This window comes from Lacinutrix jangbogonensis, assembly GCF_000797445.1.
In the GTDB taxonomy this organism is placed as follows: Bacteria; Bacteroidota; Bacteroidia; order Flavobacteriales; family Flavobacteriaceae; genus Lacinutrix; species Lacinutrix jangbogonensis.
In genome coordinates, this window is record NZ_JSWF01000032.1 from 178,276 (window position 1) to 194,204 (window position 15,929).

Consider the following 15,929-nt stretch of genomic DNA (forward strand, 5'->3'; position numbering starts at 1 on the left):
TAAGTAGTAATTTATGAAGTTATTATTGTGATGTTGTAAAAGTAATAAAACTAACGAAAAAAACAGCCTTTATTGTACATTGTTCTTGTATAAATTTTTAATGCTGAATGATTTAGAATTAACACAAAATAGTAGATACGTTTTTGTATCGCTTTTAGATGTTTTTTGTTTTTATTTTTTGCGCTCCCGCAGAAATATTAAGTGGTGAATATAAAATAATATTTTCTGTTAGAAATCACCGATTTGTTCAATTTTTATTTATAATAGCGTGCTTCGATGGATTCCGAAATAAATAAAAAACCTGATAAGCTTTGACACTTATCAGGTTTAAAAATATTAATATGAGATTCCTTTTTTCTAAAGAATTTATCTAATGTTTAAAATGACGTGTTCCTGTAAATACCATAGCGACTTCATTGTCATTACAATAATCAATGCTTAATTGGTCTTTTATAGAACCTCCTGGTTGGATTACAGCCGAAACTCCTGCGTTTTTTGCAATTTCTACGCAGTCTGGAAACGGAAAAAAAGCATCACTCGCCATAACACTTCCTTTTAAATTGAATTTAAAAGATTGTGCTTTGTGTATCGCTTGGTTTAAAGCATCTACACGACTTGTTTGTCCTGTGCCACTTGCACATAATTGTCTGCCTTTTACAAGTACAATAGTGTTAGACTTTGTATGCTTACAAATTTTAGAAGCAAAAATTAAATCGTCTAATTCTTCTGTTGTTGGTGCTTTTGTTGTTGCGTTTTTAAGGTCTTCTAATGTGTCTGTTATATTATTTCTGTCTTGCACTAAAATACCGTTTAAACAAGTTCTTGCAGTAGTTTGCGCAAATTCAGCATTTTTTAAAATTAAAAGCACTCTATTTTTCTTGCCTTTTAAAATGGTTTCAGCTTCAGTAGAAAAACTTGGAGCAATTACCACCTCGCAAAATAACTTATGGATTTCTTCCGCAGTTGCAGCATCAATTTCAGTATTAGAAATTAGTACGCCTCCAAAAGCAGAAACAGGGTCGCCAGCTAAAGCATCGGTATAAGCTTGGTGTAAAGTGTTACGTTGTGCTAAACCACAAGCGTTATTATGTTTTAAGATTGCAAAGGTTGGCGCATCGTTTTTAAACTCTGCCATTAAATTTACTGCTGCATCAACATCTAAAAGGTTGTTGTAGCTTAATTCTTTACCATGTAGTTTGGTGAACATCTCGTCAAAATTTCCGAAGAAAAAACCACGTTGATGTGGGTTTTCTCCATAACGCAATACTTTTCCGTTAGTTTCAGAAATTTTTAAAGCTGCTATTTCATGATCGGCATTAAAGTAATTGAATATTGCAGAATCATAATGAGAAGATACATTGAATGCTTTTGCAGCGAAACTTCTTCTATCTTCTTCAGATAAATCACCTTTCTTGTCTGTAATCAATTCTAAAAACTCAGCATAATCATCTACCGAAGAAACGCAAATAACATCAGCATAATTTTTTGCTGCTGCGCGAATAAGAGAAATACCTCCAATATCAATTTTCTCAATAATATCTTGATTAGCAGCACCCGAAGCTACAGTTTTTTCAAAAGGATACAAATCGACAATTACTATATCAATTTGTGGAATATCGAATGCCTTCATTTCAGCAACATCACCATCATGATTTTGGCGATTTAAAATACCTCCAAATACTTTTGGGTGAAGTGTTTTTACGCGACCTCCAAGAATTGAAGGATACGATGTTACGTCTTCCACAGGAACGACTTTAATACCTAAGTCGCTAATAAATTTTTCTGTTCCACCAGTAGAATAAATAGTAACGCCTTGTTTATCCAGTGCTTTAACAATTGGCTCTAAGCCATCTTTGCTAAATACCGAAATTAATGCAGATTTAATTGTTTTGTTATTGCTCATTAGTAGTTGTGTTAATAAGCGAGCAAATTTACAAAAAAAGGAAATGTAATTAACTCAAAAAGTCTATTGGGTTTTTAACTAAAAATAGATGTTGTTAACATTTTATAGTTAAAGATACAGAACCAAATTATAAAAACTGTATCTTAAGAATGGTTTAAACATTAAAACGCAAACTGATGAAAGTAAAACTACTAGTTATATTAATTTCAGTTTTATTTATAAGTTGTCAAAATGATGATGAACAAAATGATACTGAACAAAATAATGATGTTCAAACTGAGGCCATAGAGGGTTCTTGGAATTTAAAACATGTTTATGGCGGATTTTCACCAGTTAATATAGATTATACTTTTGGCGATGTAAAATGGACTTTTAATGAAAGTAATAGAAATGTTGTTATAGAAAATAATGTTCTAACCACTGGTCCAGAAGATATTCATGCTGGATTAGATAGTGGAATCTATAGTTTTGAAATCCAACTCGAAAATGATTTACAAACATTGTATATCGATAGTGTAGAAATAGGAACTATACTTATTTCAGGAGATAATTTGGATATTGATAATGGTCTAGCTCTTGATGGTTTTGTTAATAAAGGTAAATGACTTTTTTTATTCTAGTGTTTTAGCAACTTCACTGCAAACAAACTCTAAAAAACGTTCATCTTCTTCTGTAAAAGGATTTGGAGTATTAGAATCTATATCTATTTGTCCAATATTTTCACCATTTACAAAAATAGGAATTACAATTTCAGCCTTTACAGTAATACTACAAGCGATATAATTATCTTGAGCAGCAACGTCTGGTACTACAAAGTTTTCATTACTAACTGCTACTTGACCGCAGATGCCTTTTCCAAAAGGAATAATAGTATGGTCTGTGGGCTCACCAACATAAGGTCCAAGCTTTAATTCGTTCTTGTTGCCATTTTTAAAATAAAAGCCAACCCAATTATAATGGTTAATATTTGCTTCTAATAACTCACAAATTGACATTAAGCGCTCATCTATAGCGATTTTAGAATTAGAAAGTATAGCTTCAGTTTTTTGTTTTAAAGTGTCAAAAATCATTAGGATAAAAATTTTAGTAAAAGTATTTAAAAAGGCGTAGTTTTAAACTCTCAAAATCTAATTATTTTTACAAAAAAAAAATTGAAAACTCTTTTTATAAAGTATAAGTCTGTAATAAAATTTATTCTTACATTTTTGTTAGTGTATATTGGTTTATCTATAGTATATAACTTATATCTTAATACTTCTATTGGTTCAAAGTATCATCCAGATTATATAACGAATGCAGTAGCATACCAAACGGAAGCTTTGCTAAGTATGGTTGGTTATGAGGCTCAGGTTATTAAACATCCTGAGGAGCCTTCGATGAAGATGATAGTAAGAGGTAAGTATATTGCCAGAATAGTAGAAGGTTGTAATGCTATTAGTGTTATTGTTTTATTTATTTCTTTTGTTGTTGCTTTTTCGGGAAAATTAAAAACAACAATTTTATTTTTATTATCTGGAAGTGTTATTATTTATACTGTAAATCTTATTCGAATCGTTATTCTATCCATTGGATTGTACCATTATCCATGGAGAAATGCTATTTTACATTCAGTAATCTTTCCTGCAATAATTTATGGAATGGTGTTTTTATTATGGATGCTTTGGGTGAATAGATTCTCTAATATTGGTAAAAATAATGGATAAGTATAAAAAATATATCTGGCTATTTTTTCTTTTTGTTTTATTAGCGATGGTCCGTGGTTTTGAAAACGAGCTTTTTTATGATCCGTATCTAAAATTCTTTAAAGGCGATTATTTGTATATAGATTCTCCTAGACGTGAAGTTTTACATTTAGCACTATCAACATCACTACGCTATTTAATTAACTCCATCGTTTCTTTAGCTATTTTATATGGTTTTTTTAAGGATATAAGTATTGTGAAATTTTCGGTTTTAGTCTACGGTTTTTCTTATGTTGTTCTGCTTATATTGTTTTTGTTCTTTGTATTAAATCCACAACAAGAAGATTATTATATGTTTTTTAATATTCGAAGGTTTTTAATTCAGCCAGTAATACTGTTATTATTGCTTCCGGCGTTTTATTACCATAGAAAAAGAACATAAATTAGTGTTAAAGCTAATAATAATATGCATTGTTTATGTTATTTTATTAACTTTGTAATGTGAAAATCAGTTTATTAAATAAAAGTTTATCTTTTTTAATGGCATTTATTGTGTTGTTTTCAACGCTATCATTTACCATTGAGTCTCACTATTGTGGGAATAATTTAATTGATACTGCTGTTTTTTCTAAAGTGAAGAACTGCGGAATGGAATCTTCAGCAACAACACTAATTAAGAAAAGTTGTTGTAAAGATGAGGTTGTAGTAGTTCAAGGTCAAGACCAACTTAAACTTAACACCTTTGACGACCTTAATGTTAACCAACAGATACTTTTTACTTCTTACGTTTATAGTTATATATCTTTATTCATAAGCTTACCAAAGCAAGTTATTCCTAATGAAGGATATGCGCCTCCAAACCTTTTCTGCGACATACAAGTATTAGATGAGACTTTCCTTATTTGATAGATGGTTTCTTTTTCATTTCTGCGTAGGCGGAAATCTCAAATAGAAATAAGTTATTAAATAAAACATAATGAAACATACATATACAGTTGCAGGCATGACCTGCAATGGCTGTAGTGCTTCGGTTGAAAAAAGCCTGAATGCGCTACCAAAAGTGATAAGTGCCTCTGTTGATCTTGAAGAAGCAGAAGCGACCGTTGAGATGTCTCAGTACATTTCAATAGAAACTTTAAAAGCGGCTTTACCCGAAAAATTTTCAATTTTAGAAAAAGAACAAAAAAATGTCTTTTCATCTGCAAAGCGTGAAGAACAAAAAAGTGACCTTCAGCAATTAAAACCATTATTTATAATCTTTGGTTATATAACAATGGCTTCAATATTATTGCATTATAAAAATTGGGATTGGAGCGACTTTATGCTCGATTTTATGGGCTTATTCTATGTGGTTTTTAGCTTTTTTAAAATATTAGATTTAAAGGGCTTTCCGGAATCTTTTAAAATGTACGACCCATTGGCGAAAGCCTTTCCTTTTTATGGAAAAATCTATCCTTTTCTTGAGTTGACATTGGGCTTACTGTTTTTAATGCGTATACAAATACCTTTAGCTTTAGCTGTTACTATTATTATTTTAGGAGTGACCACAATAGGCGTAACGAAAACACTTTTAGATAAAAAAGCAATACAATGTGCTTGTTTAGGTACAGCTCTAAAATTGCCAATGACGAAAGCAACATTTATTGAAAATACCATCATGATTATTATGGCAATTATTATGTTAATCAATATCTATTTGTAATGAAAAATATATTAAACTTATTGATATTATTGCCAATATTTGCAATATCTCAAACGCAATTGAAAGGTGTTATTTTTGAAGAGAACTCTAATAAAACACCGCTTCCTGGAGCTAATGTGTTTTGGCTTGGAACTAAAGTTGGAGATGTGACTGATTTTGATGGAAAGTTCTCTTTACCTTATAAGAAGGAGTACAGTAAATTAGTAGTTAGTTTTGTAGGTTATAAAACAGATACATTAACAATACTAGAACCAAAAGCTATTAAACATAGTTTAAAACCTACAAGTGAGCTTGACGAAATTAACATTACTGCGAGAAAAAAGGCCTCTTCGAGTTCTTATTTATCAGCACAAAATATTATTACTGTAAGTAGCGATGAGTTATTAAAGGCTGCTTGCTGCAACCTTTCTGAAAGTTTTGAAACAAATCCATCCATCGACGTTAATTTTGCAGATGCTGTAACTGGTACGCGACAAATTAAAATGTTGGGCTTAACGAGCCCATATATCTTAATTGCTACCGAAAACATCCCATCTATTCGTGGAGCATCTCAAGCTTTTGGACTTAGTTTTATTCCAGGAACTTGGGTAGAGAGTATTCAAATTACAAAAGGAGCTGGTAGTGTTGTTAATGGTTACGAGAGTATTGCGGGCCAAATAAATGCAGAGCTTGTAAAGCCGTCAAGCGATGATAAATTGTTTGTAAACCTTTATGCAGCTAGTAATGCGCGTTTGGAATTAAATACACACCTTAATACTAAGGTTAGCGACAAATGGGATACAGGAATCTATTTACATGGAAGTACTCAAAATACAAAGCATGATGTAAATAATGATGGGTTTCTAGATATGCCATTGTATAGCCAAGTTAATATCATGAATCGTTGGCAATATACCAATCTAGAAAAAGGCTTCGTGAGTTTTATTAATTTGAAGTATTTAAACGACCAGAAACAATCTGGACAATTAGATTTTAATCCCGAAACAGATAAGCTTACAACTAATAATTGGGGAAACGAAATAGACACCGAACGCTATGAGGTTTCTGCAAAATTAGGTTACGTTAATCCAGAGTTACCATGGCAAAGTCTTGGTTTACAAGCTGCATTTAGTGGTCACCAACAAGACTCTTATTTTGGTTTGAATATTTACGATATAGAGCATAATAGTTTGTATGCAAATTTAATATACAATACAATTATAAGCGACTCTAGGCATAAAATTAAAACAGGTGTAAGTTATACTTACGACCACTATAATGAACTTGTAAATACTACAGATTTTAAAAGAACGGAAAATTCAATTGGTGCTTTTGTGGAGTATAATTATTTTAATTTAGATAAATTAAATGTTACTGCAGGATTAAGAATTGATAAACATAATCTATTAGGCACATTTATTACGCCTCGTCTTCACATGCGTTATACAACATGGGAAAAAGGTGTGTTTAGAGCTTCTATAGGCAGAGGGAAACGTAGCGCAAATATTTTTGCAGAAAACCAGAAACTATTCTCAACCTCTCGTGCAATAAATATATTAAACACAACAGGAGAAATTTATGGATTAGACCCAGAAATAGCATGGAATTATGGTGTGTCTTTTTTACAGGGATTTAGAGCGCTTGGTAGAAAAGGAGAAGTAACAGCAGATTTTTATAGAACTAATTTTAAAAATCAAGTTGTGGTAGATTATGAAAACCCACAAGAGGTAAATTTCTATAATTTAAATGGAGAGAGTTATGCTAATAGTTTTCAAGTGGAGTTGCATTATGAAGCTTTCGATAATTTCGATATGCGTTTAGCTTATAAAAATTATGATGTAAAAACACAATTTAATTCTGGTAAATTAGAAAGACCACTAACACCAAAGCATCGTTTTTTTGCTAATGCTTCTTATAAAACACAAATGCAAGACGGCAAAACGGGACAATGGAAATTTGATGCAACTTATAATTGGTTGGGAGCGCAGCGTTTCTCTTCTACACAAAATAATCCTGTGCAATATCAGTTGGCAGATTATTCTCCTACGGTTGCAACATTTAACGCTCAAGTAACTAAGGTGTTTTCTCCAAAATTTGAAGTATATTTAGGAGGTGAAAATATATTTAATACCAAACAAAATAACCCAATAGTATCGGCAGATAATCCTTTTGGTTCAAGTTTTGATACAACGTTTGTCTATGGACCAATTTTTGGTGCTAATTATTTTGCAGGATTGAGATATAAAATAAAGTAATAAATTCCTGCGCAAGTTAGGAATCTCATAATTATAAACTTAAACAATATGAAATCAATGAAACTAATAAAAAACACAGTAATAGTTTTAGTACTATTAATAACATCTGTAACATTCGCACAGAATAAAAATGAACGCGCCTCTTTAGAAGTAGATGGCGTTTGTTTAATGTGTAAAAAGAGAATTGAAAAAGCAAGTTTAAACACCAAAGGCGTTAAGTCTGCTATTTGGAATGTTGAAACACACGAATTAAAACTAATTTTCGACGAACGTAAAACAAATTTAGAAACTATTTCTAAAAGTATTGCAGAAGTTGGACACGACACTAAAGAATTAAAAGCAACAGAAGAAGCTTATAATACTGTCCATCCATGTTGTAAGTATCGTGATGAAGAGGTACAAGAAGATCACAAAGATTAGTAATAGATTAAGTAATAAAGCCTGAATTTCTATTCAGGCTTTTTATTTTCAATTTATGCCATACAGAATTTACGTTATAGAACTATCCAAACGAGTGTTTACCGAAAACGCAAAGTTTAGAACTGCTAATCCACAGTTTAATGGTGTTTTGGAATGCTTGTATGTTGGTATGACGAGTAAAACACCAAAGGAACGCTTCATCCAACACAAAACAGGTTATAGAAATAAGAAAGGACATAAACTGTCATCTAATAGTGTAGAAAAGTATGGTTCTTATTTAATATCAAGTTTATACAATCATATAGATCCAATTGTAACTAGAGCAGAAGCGCTTAAAATGGAATAAGCTTTGGCTTTGGAATTAAGGCGAAAACGTTATGCGGTTTGGTTTAATTAAGATTGCTTGACTTTGTTAAAAAAATAAAGCTCAATTTCGTATCATACTAATACACCTTTGCTGGGCTTGTCTCAGTATTGGAATAATTTATTTTACAGAAGTACTACCTTCAATATGGCAAAAAAACACAGAATTAAAATCATAAAACGCTTTTTATTTATCTTTCTAATTCTAGGATTATTATTAACTCACTTTTTTATTCCACGTCTTATTTCTGAAATAAGAAACCCAATTGTAGGTTTAATTAAACGAAATCGCAATGTCAGTCATAAACTAATAACTAATGAAGACTCAGAAATAAAAAGAAAGACAATAGTAATAAAATCATTTGATAATATTAAGCTCTCAGCTAGTTTAACGTATTCAGATGTAGACCCTATTAAAGGTACTGTGATTTTACTACATGGCATAAGATCTAACAAAGATCATTTTAAAGGTTTAAGTTCTTTGTTGTCTAAAAATGGATATAATTCAGTTGCTCTGGATTTAAGAGCACACGGAGAAAGCGAAGGTCAGTTTTGTTCCTTTGGAGTAAACGAAAAAAAAGATGTTACGAAGTTAATTGACTATTTATATGAAAAAGAAGACTTAAATTATATTGGGATTTGGGGGCAATCTTTAGGTGGAGCAATTAGTTTACAGGCCATGGGATTTGATGCGCGATTGAAATTTGGAATTGTAGAAAGTGCATTCTCTGATTTCAAAACGATTGTGAATGATTACTTTCATCGCTATGCTGGATTTAGCTTTGCACCTTTTTCAAATTATTTAGTTAATAGAACTGGAAATATTGCAGCGTTTAATCCAAATGAAGCCAAACCAATTAAATACTGCGAAAATATAACCCAACCAGTTTTAATTGTACATGGTAATGATGATAAGCGTATTAATATAAAATATGGAAAGGATAATTTTTTTAAAATAAAAAGTACTGATAAGGAGTTTTTAGTAGTTGATACAGCAAACCATACTAATGTTTGGAATGTTGGCGGTGAAAAGTATTTTAATAAAGTGATCTCATTTTTAGATAAGCATGCAGCGGCTAATAGTAGTTTAAGTCTAGTAAAAAAGTAGTGCTGATTTTTAATTCGTTAAACACTCAACCGTTAAATAATCATATAAACAAAAAAAATGCTCCTAGAGATTTATCTAGAAGCATTTTTTATAATTTATCTATAGTGATTCACCATTACATCATACCTGGCATACCTCCACCCATTGGCATTCCGCCAGCAGGAGCATCTTCTTTAATGTCAATTAAAGCACACTCAGTAGTTAATATCATTCCAGCAACAGAAGCAGCATTTTCTAATGCAATACGTGTTACTTTTTTAGGATCGATAATACCAGCTTTAAGCATATCTACATACGTTTCAGATTTAGCATCATAACCAAAGTCTTTTTTACCTTCAGATACTTTGTTTACCACAACGCTACCTTCGCCACCTGCATTCTCTACAATCGTTCTTAAAGGAGCTTCAATAGCACGAGCAACGATTTGAATACCTGTAGTTTCGTCTAAGTTTTCAGTAGTAATTTTACTTAAAACATTTTTAGCTCTCACTAAAGCAACACCACCACCTGCAACAATACCTTCTTCAACAGCAGCTCTTGTAGCATTTAAAGCATCATCGACGCGATCTTTCTTTTCTTTCATTTCTACTTCACTAGCAGCTCCAACATATAAAACGGCAACACCACCTGCTAATTTAGCAAGACGTTCTTGTAGCTTTTCTTTATCGTAATCACTAGTTGTAGATTCTATTTGAGACTTGATTTGGTTAACTCTATTCTTTATTAAATCTTTGTCACCAGCACCATTTACAACTGTAGAATTGTCTTTATCTATAGAAATACGTTCTGCAGTACCAAGCATTTCGATTGAAGTATTTTCAAGCGTAAATCCGCGTTCTTCAGAAATCACTGTTCCTCCAGTTAATATTGCAATATCTTCTAGCATTGCTTTACGTCTGTCTCCAAAACCTGGTGCTTTTACAGCAGCGATTTTTAAAGAACCACGTAATTTATTAACAACTAAAGTTGCTAGAGCTTCTCCATCAACATCTTCAGCAATAATTAATAATGGCTTTCCTGTTTGTGCAACAGGTTCTAGTACAGGAAGTAAATCCTTCATTGTAGATACCTTTTTGTCGTATAATAATACGTAAGGATTCTCTAAATCGGCAATCATTTTTTCGCTATCCGTAACAAAGTAGGGAGATAAATATCCTCTATCAAACTGCATACCTTCTACAACATCTACATAAGTATCTGTTCCTTTTGCTTCTTCAACAGTAATAACACCTTCTTTACCTACTTTACTAAAAGCATTAGAGATTAAATCGCCAATATGTTCATCGTTATTTGCAGAGATTGAAGCGACTTGCTTAATCATTTCTGAAGAGTTTTTAACCTCTTTAGCTTGCTTACCTAAATCTTTAACAATTGCTTTAACCGCTTTGTCGATACCGCGTTTTAAATCCATAGGATTTGCGCCGGCAGCAACATTTTTTAAACCTTCTTTTACAATTGCTTGAGCTAATACAGTTGCAGTTGTAGTTCCGTCACCAGCTAAATCGTTGGTTTTAGAAGCTACTTCTTTTACCATTTGAGCACCCATATTTTCTAATGGGTTGTCTAACTCAATTTCTTTTGCAACACTAACACCATCTTTAGTTACTATTGGTGCTCCAAAAGAGCGACTAATAATTACGTTTCTTCCTTTAGGTCCTAAAGTTACTTTTACTGCATTTGCTAATGCGTCTACACCACGTTTTAAACCGTCGCGAGCTTCTACATCAAATTTTATATCTTTTGCCATGTTTTAAATCTTTTGTTTTTAGTTTGAAAATCTAGTTAAAATTAGTGAGATTCCTACCTACGCAGGAATGACAGATTATATAATAGCCATTATATCTTCCTCACGCATCATTAAATAGTCTGTGCCATCTAACTTAATTTCAGACCCAGAGTACTTTCCATAAAGTACAGTATCTCCAACTTTAACAGTTAGTGGTTCGTCTTTTTTTCCATTTCCAACAGCAACTACAGTACCTTTATGTTGTTTCTCTTGTGCGCTATCTGGAATATATAGTCCAGAAGCAGTTTGTGTTTCAGCAGGAAGTGCTTCAACAAGAACACGGTCTGCTAGTGGTTTAATGTTTATTTTGCTCATTGTTATTTTTGTTATGTCCTAAGTTATAAAGATAAGACGGTTATGTATATTTTAGAATTTATAGTAAGCTAAAAATGTGCCATTTATAAGTAACTGACAAACTTACAGACTATTTTTAGTAACGTTTAAAAACAAAAAATGCCAACTGTAAAGTTGGCATTTTTATAATATTATATTAATCTCTTGTTATTCATTATCTATAACTTTAGTTGCATCATCTACAGCTGGTGTTGTTGCAGGTGCAACAGGAACACTAATTGCATTTGGATCTAAAGCTTTTGAGTCTGCTTGAACTCCAGAACGTGGAATAGATAAGCTAGACGCTAAAATTAATGCTACTAAAATAGCACCTAATGCCCAAGTACTTTTATCTAAAAAGTCTGTTGTTTTCTTTACTCCTCCTAATTGTTGAGTTCCACCGCCTCCAAAAGAAGATGATAAGCCGCCACCTTTAGGGTTTTGTACCATTATTACTACGATTAGTAAAAATGCAACCACTACCATTAGTACTAAAAATATTATAAATTGTCCCATTATTCCTTATTGTTTTGTTCTTGTAATTCGTTTATTGCCTTAATTTGGTCTGCAAAGAAACCACTTTTTTCTGGATATTTCAAACTTAATATTTTATAAGATTGAATTGCCTTTTTATAGTTCTTCTGTTCAAGATAAATACGCGCCAAAGTCTCTGTCATTAAGGCTTCTGGTTGTATCATTTGTGCTTTCGCAATGTTATGTTTTGATGCTGGTGTTCTTTTTGCGACTAGCTTTGGACTTTTTTCTATAAATTTTTCAATAAGATCAAACTTTTTAGCTCTTGCCGAGTTGCTAATACTATTTTTAGGTTTTTTGTCTTCGGAAATAGGCTCATTAGTTTTTAACTCACGATTAATAGGAGTAAAGCGCGGTAAACTTAACCACGCGTTAAAAGAATGTGTTTCGTTTTTATTAAACTGAAGCGGTTTTCCAATATTTAAAATGTCTTCTGGTGCTATTGTGTTTTTGGTTTCAGCTTCCGAAGTTTGCGTTTTTGGTTCGATTTCCGTTTCAACTTCAAAATTAGCGACTTGCTCTTTGTCAATTTTAGGCTGAAATAACTCAGGGTCTAAAGTCTCTCTTGTATCTTCAATTTGTTGCTTTAAAATAGCGTCTATTGCTACGCTTTTTTGTATTGAAATGTCCTCCATAGTAACATCTATATCTTGTATATGTGCTGTGTTTTGTTTAATGAATTGAGAAATTTCATTTTGCGCAAATGTTTCAGAAGTTATAAAATCAAACAAAATACTTCTGTCTGTAGTATAAGCAGCAGTTGCTTTTAGAGCATTATTATATTTAAAGCTCTCAGCATTTTTTAAACCTTTAAGATGCAGTGCTCTCGCAGATTGAAAATAAGGAAAAGCATCTACAACACTCTTTAGGCCATCGGTTTGCGACGTGCTAATGTGCTGAGGTGCTTTAATTATATTTAAAAATTCTGACTGATTCATATTTTTTACTTGACCTTAATTCATTTTAAGAAAAAAACAATCTGTAATTTATATTTTGTTTCCTCTATTTTTGAAAGCGCTATTCGCAGTGCACAACGGGATTACCACTTAGCCAAAGATGCGTTAAAAATATCTTGAGTAATACGCTCGAAAATTTCATCTAAAGCACTGTCTTTTACACTACCTGTTAGTAAAGAGCTTCCTTCATAATCATAGAAAAATGAAAAGGTTTGCTCGAAATCATCATCTTCCGCTTTTTTATTGTAAAAACGTACACGAATAGCAACAGTTATTCTGTTTTGTGCTGCTGTATTGTTTGCTGTTGCTGTGGTTGGAGAAATACGATATTTTGTAATTTCACCTTCGTAAACCAAGTCGCCATTAGAATTAACGAGCTCTAAGTTGGTTTGGTTTTGTATTAAGTCTTGCAATGCAATAGTGAAATCTCTATCGACTCCAGGCTCTATTTGTGCTGCAGTATTTTGAAAATAATTAACCTGAAATGATTTTACATCATCTTTAATGTTTGTCCCAGATAAAGAATAAAAGCCACAACTAAAAAGGGTTGCAGTTACTATTAATATTAGAATGTGTTTTATATATCTCATTAATAACATTTTTGTCATTTTTGCGTGGGCAGAATGCTTTTTATAATAACGAAAAATTAAAGGTCAAATTGTTTAATTTTTCTATAAAGTGTACGTTCACTAATCCCTAATTCTTCGGCCGCTAATTTACGTTTGCCGCTGTGTCGTTCTAAAGATTTTTTTATTAATTCTAGTTCTTTATCGTGTAAAGATAGCGTTTCTTCTTCCTCAATTTCTTCAGCAAAATGATACTTATCATTAGATTCTGTTGGATAAGCTTGAGTTGTTTCCGTTTTCTCTGGTATCGCTAATACTTGTAAATCTTCTAATGTGCCTTCGTTTTCATTATCACCATAGATTTTTTCAATTAATCCTTCATTGTCCTTTTCTACCTCTTTAACGTTGCCGTTTTTCATTAGTTCCATGGTAAGCTTCTTTAAATCATTTAAATCGGCTTTCATATCAAACAAGACTTTGTAGAGAATTTCTCGTTCGCTACTAAAATCGCTTTCAGATTTTGTAGTCTTAATTACCGCAGGTAAATTACTGCTTCCTGTTGGTAAATAACCTCTTAAAGTATCTGTAGAAATAACTCTAGTACGTTCCAAAACAGAAACTTGTTCAGCCACATTTCTTAACTGTCTAATGTTTCCGCTCCAACGGTATTTAATTAAGTTCTGGACGGCATCATCAGATAATTTTATGGTTGGCATTTTATATTTCAATGCAAAATCACTGGCGAATTTTCTAAATAGTAAATGGATGTCTTCTTGACGTTCACGCAAAGGAGGAAGGTTAATTTCTACAGTACTTAATCGGTAATATAAATCTTCACGAAACTTCTCTTTTTTAATAGCTTCAAACATGTTCACGTTTGTTGCTGCAACAATGCGAACATTGGTTTTTTGTACTTTACTAGATCCTACTTTTATAAATTCTCCATTTTCTAATACACGCAATAAACGCACTTGCGTGGTTAATGGTAATTCTCCAACTTCATCTAAAAAAATGGTCCCGCCATCTGCAACTTCAAAATAGCCAGATCTAGTTCCTGTTGCTCCTGTAAAGGCTCCTTTTTCATGTCCAAAAAGTTCACTGTCTATTGTGCCTTCCGGTATTGCACCACAGTTTACGGCTATATACTTATTGTGTTTTCTATGTGAAAGTTGGTGTATTATTTTTGGAATACTTTCCTTACCAACACCACTTTCTCCTGTTACCAAAACAGAAATATCTGTTGGTGACACTTGGATCGCTTTTTCGATAGCGCGATTTAGAGTTGCACTATTTCCTATGATCCCGAAACGTTGTTTTGTTGCTTGTATTGATTCCATATTATTTCCTGCGTTAGTAGAAATTTTGTTTGTTATCTAGTTTACGTAATTAAAACGCTCGTTAATAATAAATGATAGCGCACCTTCAAAATTGTAAGCTATATCTCTTGAAGAAATTCTATTTACTGTATTGTAATTTAAAGTAAAATTAAAAGTATCACCATTTATTGTAACACCAGTCCAGTTTTTTGAAGCATGAAAATGCGCAATTACAGAGCCTATTTCGTCTTCGTATTCGTCGCTTAAAAAGTTTAATAAATAGTGTTCATCATAAACGGTCTTTAATGGGTTTTCTAAAGCATCATAATTATAGCTTTGTTCACCTTCGCTTTCACCAGTTGTTATACTATTAGAGATATTACCATCACTATTATAGGTTAATTCTTCTGCTAAAATACTTACTGAATTATCAAAAGATTCTTTTTTTACTAATTTATTTGAGGTGTTCAAAGAAAATAATGTTTCTATTGAAGACCCAACTTTAGTTCTTGTAATGGTATTGCCACTGTAAGTAAAATTGTAAGTATAATTCTCGTCAAAAGAAGGATCCTCTTGATCGTAATAATTGTAAGTTATTTCGGTAATATTACCACTCGTATAGGTAATAAAATATTCGTTTGTAACGGCGCCAGAAAGTGTTGTACTAACGTCACTAATAACTTGGCCAGAACCATTTCTAGTAATCGTTTGGTTTTCTAAAACGGGTGTGCTTCCTTGAACAGATAACTCGATATTGCTAGAAGTAATCACGTTATTTGTGATATTAATGTCGCTGTTGGTTACCGTTTGAATTGGTGTACCAAAAAGTGAAAAACTAATATCTGTGTCTAACTCGTAAAGCGATAATGTAAGATCTGAACTTTCACTACCTGGGTTTGTAGGATTAGTTGGGTTTGTTGGATTACTTGGGTTTGTTATTACTGTAAGACTGCTATCTATCGGTTCGTTTTCACATCCTGTGAACAATGCGATTGTAAATAATATTAATAATGCTTTTTTCATAAT

Annotated in this window: 18 protein-coding genes; 9 read left to right on the plus strand and 9 right to left on the minus strand. The window is 32.1% G+C overall.

The genetic code is table 11. The features are described 5' to 3' along the window. Positions 1 to 370 precede the first annotated feature (370 nt). The gene (gene purH, locus RH82_RS13325) at positions 371 to 1,903 is read right to left on the minus strand and encodes a bifunctional phosphoribosylaminoimidazolecarboxamide formyltransferase/IMP cyclohydrolase (RefSeq protein ID WP_034061425.1); all 1,533 of its coding nucleotides are present in this window, start codon (positions 1,901 to 1,903) and stop codon (positions 371 to 373) included. Positions 1,904 to 2,079: 176 nt separating this feature from the next. Between purH and RH82_RS13330 the strand changes: the two genes are divergently transcribed. Further along, entirely contained in the window at positions 2,080 to 2,508 is a 429-nt protein-coding gene (locus tag RH82_RS13330; RefSeq protein WP_034061426.1) for a hypothetical protein, read from the plus strand. Positions 2,509 to 2,514: 6 nt separating this feature from the next. Here the strand turns inward: RH82_RS13330 and RH82_RS13335 are convergent, their stop codons facing one another. Then, the gene (locus RH82_RS13335; protein WP_034061427.1) at positions 2,515 to 2,973 is read right to left on the minus strand and encodes a GAF domain-containing protein; all 459 of its coding nucleotides are present in this window, start codon (positions 2,971 to 2,973) and stop codon (positions 2,515 to 2,517) included. A gap of 81 nt (positions 2,974 to 3,054) precedes the next feature. Between RH82_RS13335 and xrtF the strand changes: the two genes are divergently transcribed. The 8 genes from xrtF (at position 3,055) to RH82_RS17915 (ending at position 9,412) form a co-directional block, all read left to right on the plus strand. Next, a complete protein-coding gene (gene xrtF / locus RH82_RS13340; protein WP_052158338.1) occupies positions 3,055 to 3,606 on the plus strand; it encodes an exosortase family protein XrtF in 552 nt (183 codons plus the stop codon). Next, the gene (locus RH82_RS13345; RefSeq protein ID WP_034061428.1) at positions 3,599 to 4,027 is read left to right on the plus strand and encodes an exosortase F system-associated membrane protein; all 429 of its coding nucleotides are present in this window, start codon (positions 3,599 to 3,601) and stop codon (positions 4,025 to 4,027) included. The genes xrtF and RH82_RS13345 overlap by 8 nt, the downstream gene beginning before the upstream one ends. A gap of 59 nt (positions 4,028 to 4,086) precedes the next feature. Next, the gene (locus RH82_RS13350) at positions 4,087 to 4,491 is read left to right on the plus strand and encodes an HYC_CC_PP family protein (RefSeq protein WP_241148066.1); all 405 of its coding nucleotides are present in this window, start codon (positions 4,087 to 4,089) and stop codon (positions 4,489 to 4,491) included. A 70-nt stretch (positions 4,492 to 4,561) separates the two neighbouring features. Beyond that, positions 4,562 to 5,287 carry a heavy-metal-associated domain-containing protein gene (locus tag RH82_RS13355; RefSeq protein WP_034061429.1) on the plus strand — a complete coding sequence of 242 codons (726 nt, stop codon included), beginning with the start codon at positions 4,562 to 4,564 and terminating at the stop codon, positions 5,285 to 5,287. Beyond that, entirely contained in the window at positions 5,287 to 7,521 is a 2,235-nt protein-coding gene (locus RH82_RS13360) for a TonB-dependent receptor plug domain-containing protein (RefSeq protein WP_034061430.1), read from the plus strand. The genes RH82_RS13355 and RH82_RS13360 overlap by 1 nt, the downstream gene beginning before the upstream one ends. A 57-nt stretch (positions 7,522 to 7,578) precedes the next feature. Further along, complete coding sequence (locus RH82_RS13365; RefSeq protein WP_081979263.1) at positions 7,579 to 7,941, plus strand: heavy-metal-associated domain-containing protein; 363 nt, start codon at positions 7,579 to 7,581, stop codon at positions 7,939 to 7,941. A gap of 55 nt (positions 7,942 to 7,996) precedes the next feature. Continuing rightward, positions 7,997 to 8,287, plus strand: coding sequence for a ribose-5-phosphate isomerase (locus RH82_RS13370; RefSeq protein WP_052158339.1), 291 nt, complete (start codon positions 7,997 to 7,999; stop codon positions 8,285 to 8,287). 165 nt (positions 8,288 to 8,452) lie between these two features. Continuing rightward, the gene (locus tag RH82_RS17915) at positions 8,453 to 9,412 is read left to right on the plus strand and encodes an alpha/beta hydrolase (RefSeq protein WP_052158340.1); all 960 of its coding nucleotides are present in this window, start codon (positions 8,453 to 8,455) and stop codon (positions 9,410 to 9,412) included. A gap of 115 nt (positions 9,413 to 9,527) precedes the next feature. Here the strand turns inward: RH82_RS17915 and groL are convergent, their stop codons facing one another. The 7 genes from groL to RH82_RS13410 form a co-directional block, all read right to left on the minus strand. Next, positions 9,528 to 11,159, minus strand: a complete 1,632-nt coding sequence (gene groL, locus RH82_RS13380; protein WP_034061432.1) for a chaperonin GroEL — start codon at positions 11,157 to 11,159, stop codon at positions 9,528 to 9,530. Between the two features lie 75 nt (positions 11,160 to 11,234). After that, positions 11,235 to 11,513, minus strand: a complete 279-nt coding sequence (locus tag RH82_RS13385; RefSeq protein ID WP_034061433.1) for a co-chaperone GroES — start codon at positions 11,511 to 11,513, stop codon at positions 11,235 to 11,237. A gap of 186 nt (positions 11,514 to 11,699) precedes the next feature. After that, a complete protein-coding gene (gene secG / locus RH82_RS13390) occupies positions 11,700 to 12,047 on the minus strand; it encodes a preprotein translocase subunit SecG (protein WP_034061434.1) in 348 nt (115 codons plus the stop codon). Further along, positions 12,047 to 13,003 carry a hypothetical protein gene (locus RH82_RS13395; protein WP_034061435.1) on the minus strand — a complete coding sequence of 319 codons (957 nt, stop codon included), beginning with the start codon at positions 13,001 to 13,003 and terminating at the stop codon, positions 12,047 to 12,049. Before RH82_RS13395 ends, secG begins: the two co-directional genes overlap by 1 nt. Before the next feature lie 101 nt (positions 13,004 to 13,104). Continuing rightward, positions 13,105 to 13,611: an LPS assembly lipoprotein LptE gene (gene lptE / locus RH82_RS13400; RefSeq protein ID WP_034061478.1), complete on the minus strand. Its 507-nt coding sequence runs from the start codon at positions 13,609 to 13,611 to the stop codon at positions 13,105 to 13,107. A gap of 56 nt (positions 13,612 to 13,667) precedes the next feature. Then, the gene (locus tag RH82_RS13405; RefSeq protein ID WP_034061436.1) at positions 13,668 to 14,924 is read right to left on the minus strand and encodes a sigma-54 interaction domain-containing protein; all 1,257 of its coding nucleotides are present in this window, start codon (positions 14,922 to 14,924) and stop codon (positions 13,668 to 13,670) included. Between the two features lie 36 nt (positions 14,925 to 14,960). Continuing rightward, positions 14,961 to 15,926: a hypothetical protein gene (locus RH82_RS13410; RefSeq protein ID WP_034061437.1), complete on the minus strand. Its 966-nt coding sequence runs from the start codon at positions 15,924 to 15,926 to the stop codon at positions 14,961 to 14,963. Between the last annotated feature and the right edge of the window lie 3 nt (positions 15,927 to 15,929).

Bases quoted from the DNA above. Each gene is read 5' to 3' on its own strand.
- purH (WP_034061425.1), bottom strand. From the start codon at position 1,903: ATGAGCAATAACAAAACAATTAAATCTGCATTAATTTCGGTATTTAGC.
- RH82_RS13330 (WP_034061426.1), top strand. From the start codon at position 2,080: ATGAAAGTAAAACTACTAGTTATATTAATTTCAGTTTTATTTATAAGT.
- RH82_RS13335 (WP_034061427.1), bottom strand. From the start codon at position 2,973: ATGATTTTTGACACTTTAAAACAAAAAACTGAAGCTATACTTTCTAAT.
- RH82_RS13345 (WP_034061428.1), top strand. From the start codon at position 3,599: ATGGATAAGTATAAAAAATATATCTGGCTATTTTTTCTTTTTGTTTTA.
- RH82_RS13355 (WP_034061429.1), top strand. From the start codon at position 4,562: ATGAAACATACATATACAGTTGCAGGCATGACCTGCAATGGCTGTAGT.
- RH82_RS13360 (WP_034061430.1), top strand. From the start codon at position 5,287: ATGAAAAATATATTAAACTTATTGATATTATTGCCAATATTTGCAATA.
- RH82_RS13365 (WP_081979263.1), top strand. From the start codon at position 7,579: ATGAAACTAATAAAAAACACAGTAATAGTTTTAGTACTATTAATAACA.
- RH82_RS13370 (WP_052158339.1), top strand. From the start codon at position 7,997: ATGCCATACAGAATTTACGTTATAGAACTATCCAAACGAGTGTTTACC.
- RH82_RS17915 (WP_052158340.1), top strand. From the start codon at position 8,453: ATGGCAAAAAAACACAGAATTAAAATCATAAAACGCTTTTTATTTATC.
- groL (WP_034061432.1), bottom strand. From the start codon at position 11,159: ATGGCAAAAGATATAAAATTTGATGTAGAAGCTCGCGACGGTTTAAAA.
- RH82_RS13385 (WP_034061433.1), bottom strand. From the start codon at position 11,513: ATGAGCAAAATAAACATTAAACCACTAGCAGACCGTGTTCTTGTTGAA.
- secG (WP_034061434.1), bottom strand. From the start codon at position 12,047: ATGGGACAATTTATAATATTTTTAGTACTAATGGTAGTGGTTGCATTT.
- RH82_RS13395 (WP_034061435.1), bottom strand. From the start codon at position 13,003: ATGAATCAGTCAGAATTTTTAAATATAATTAAAGCACCTCAGCACATT.
- lptE (WP_034061478.1), bottom strand. From the start codon at position 13,611: ATGAGATATATAAAACACATTCTAATATTAATAGTAACTGCAACCCTT.
- RH82_RS13405 (WP_034061436.1), bottom strand. From the start codon at position 14,924: ATGGAATCAATACAAGCAACAAAACAACGTTTCGGGATCATAGGAAAT.
- RH82_RS13410 (WP_034061437.1), bottom strand. From the start codon at position 15,926: ATGAAAAAAGCATTATTAATATTATTTACAATCGCATTGTTCACAGGA.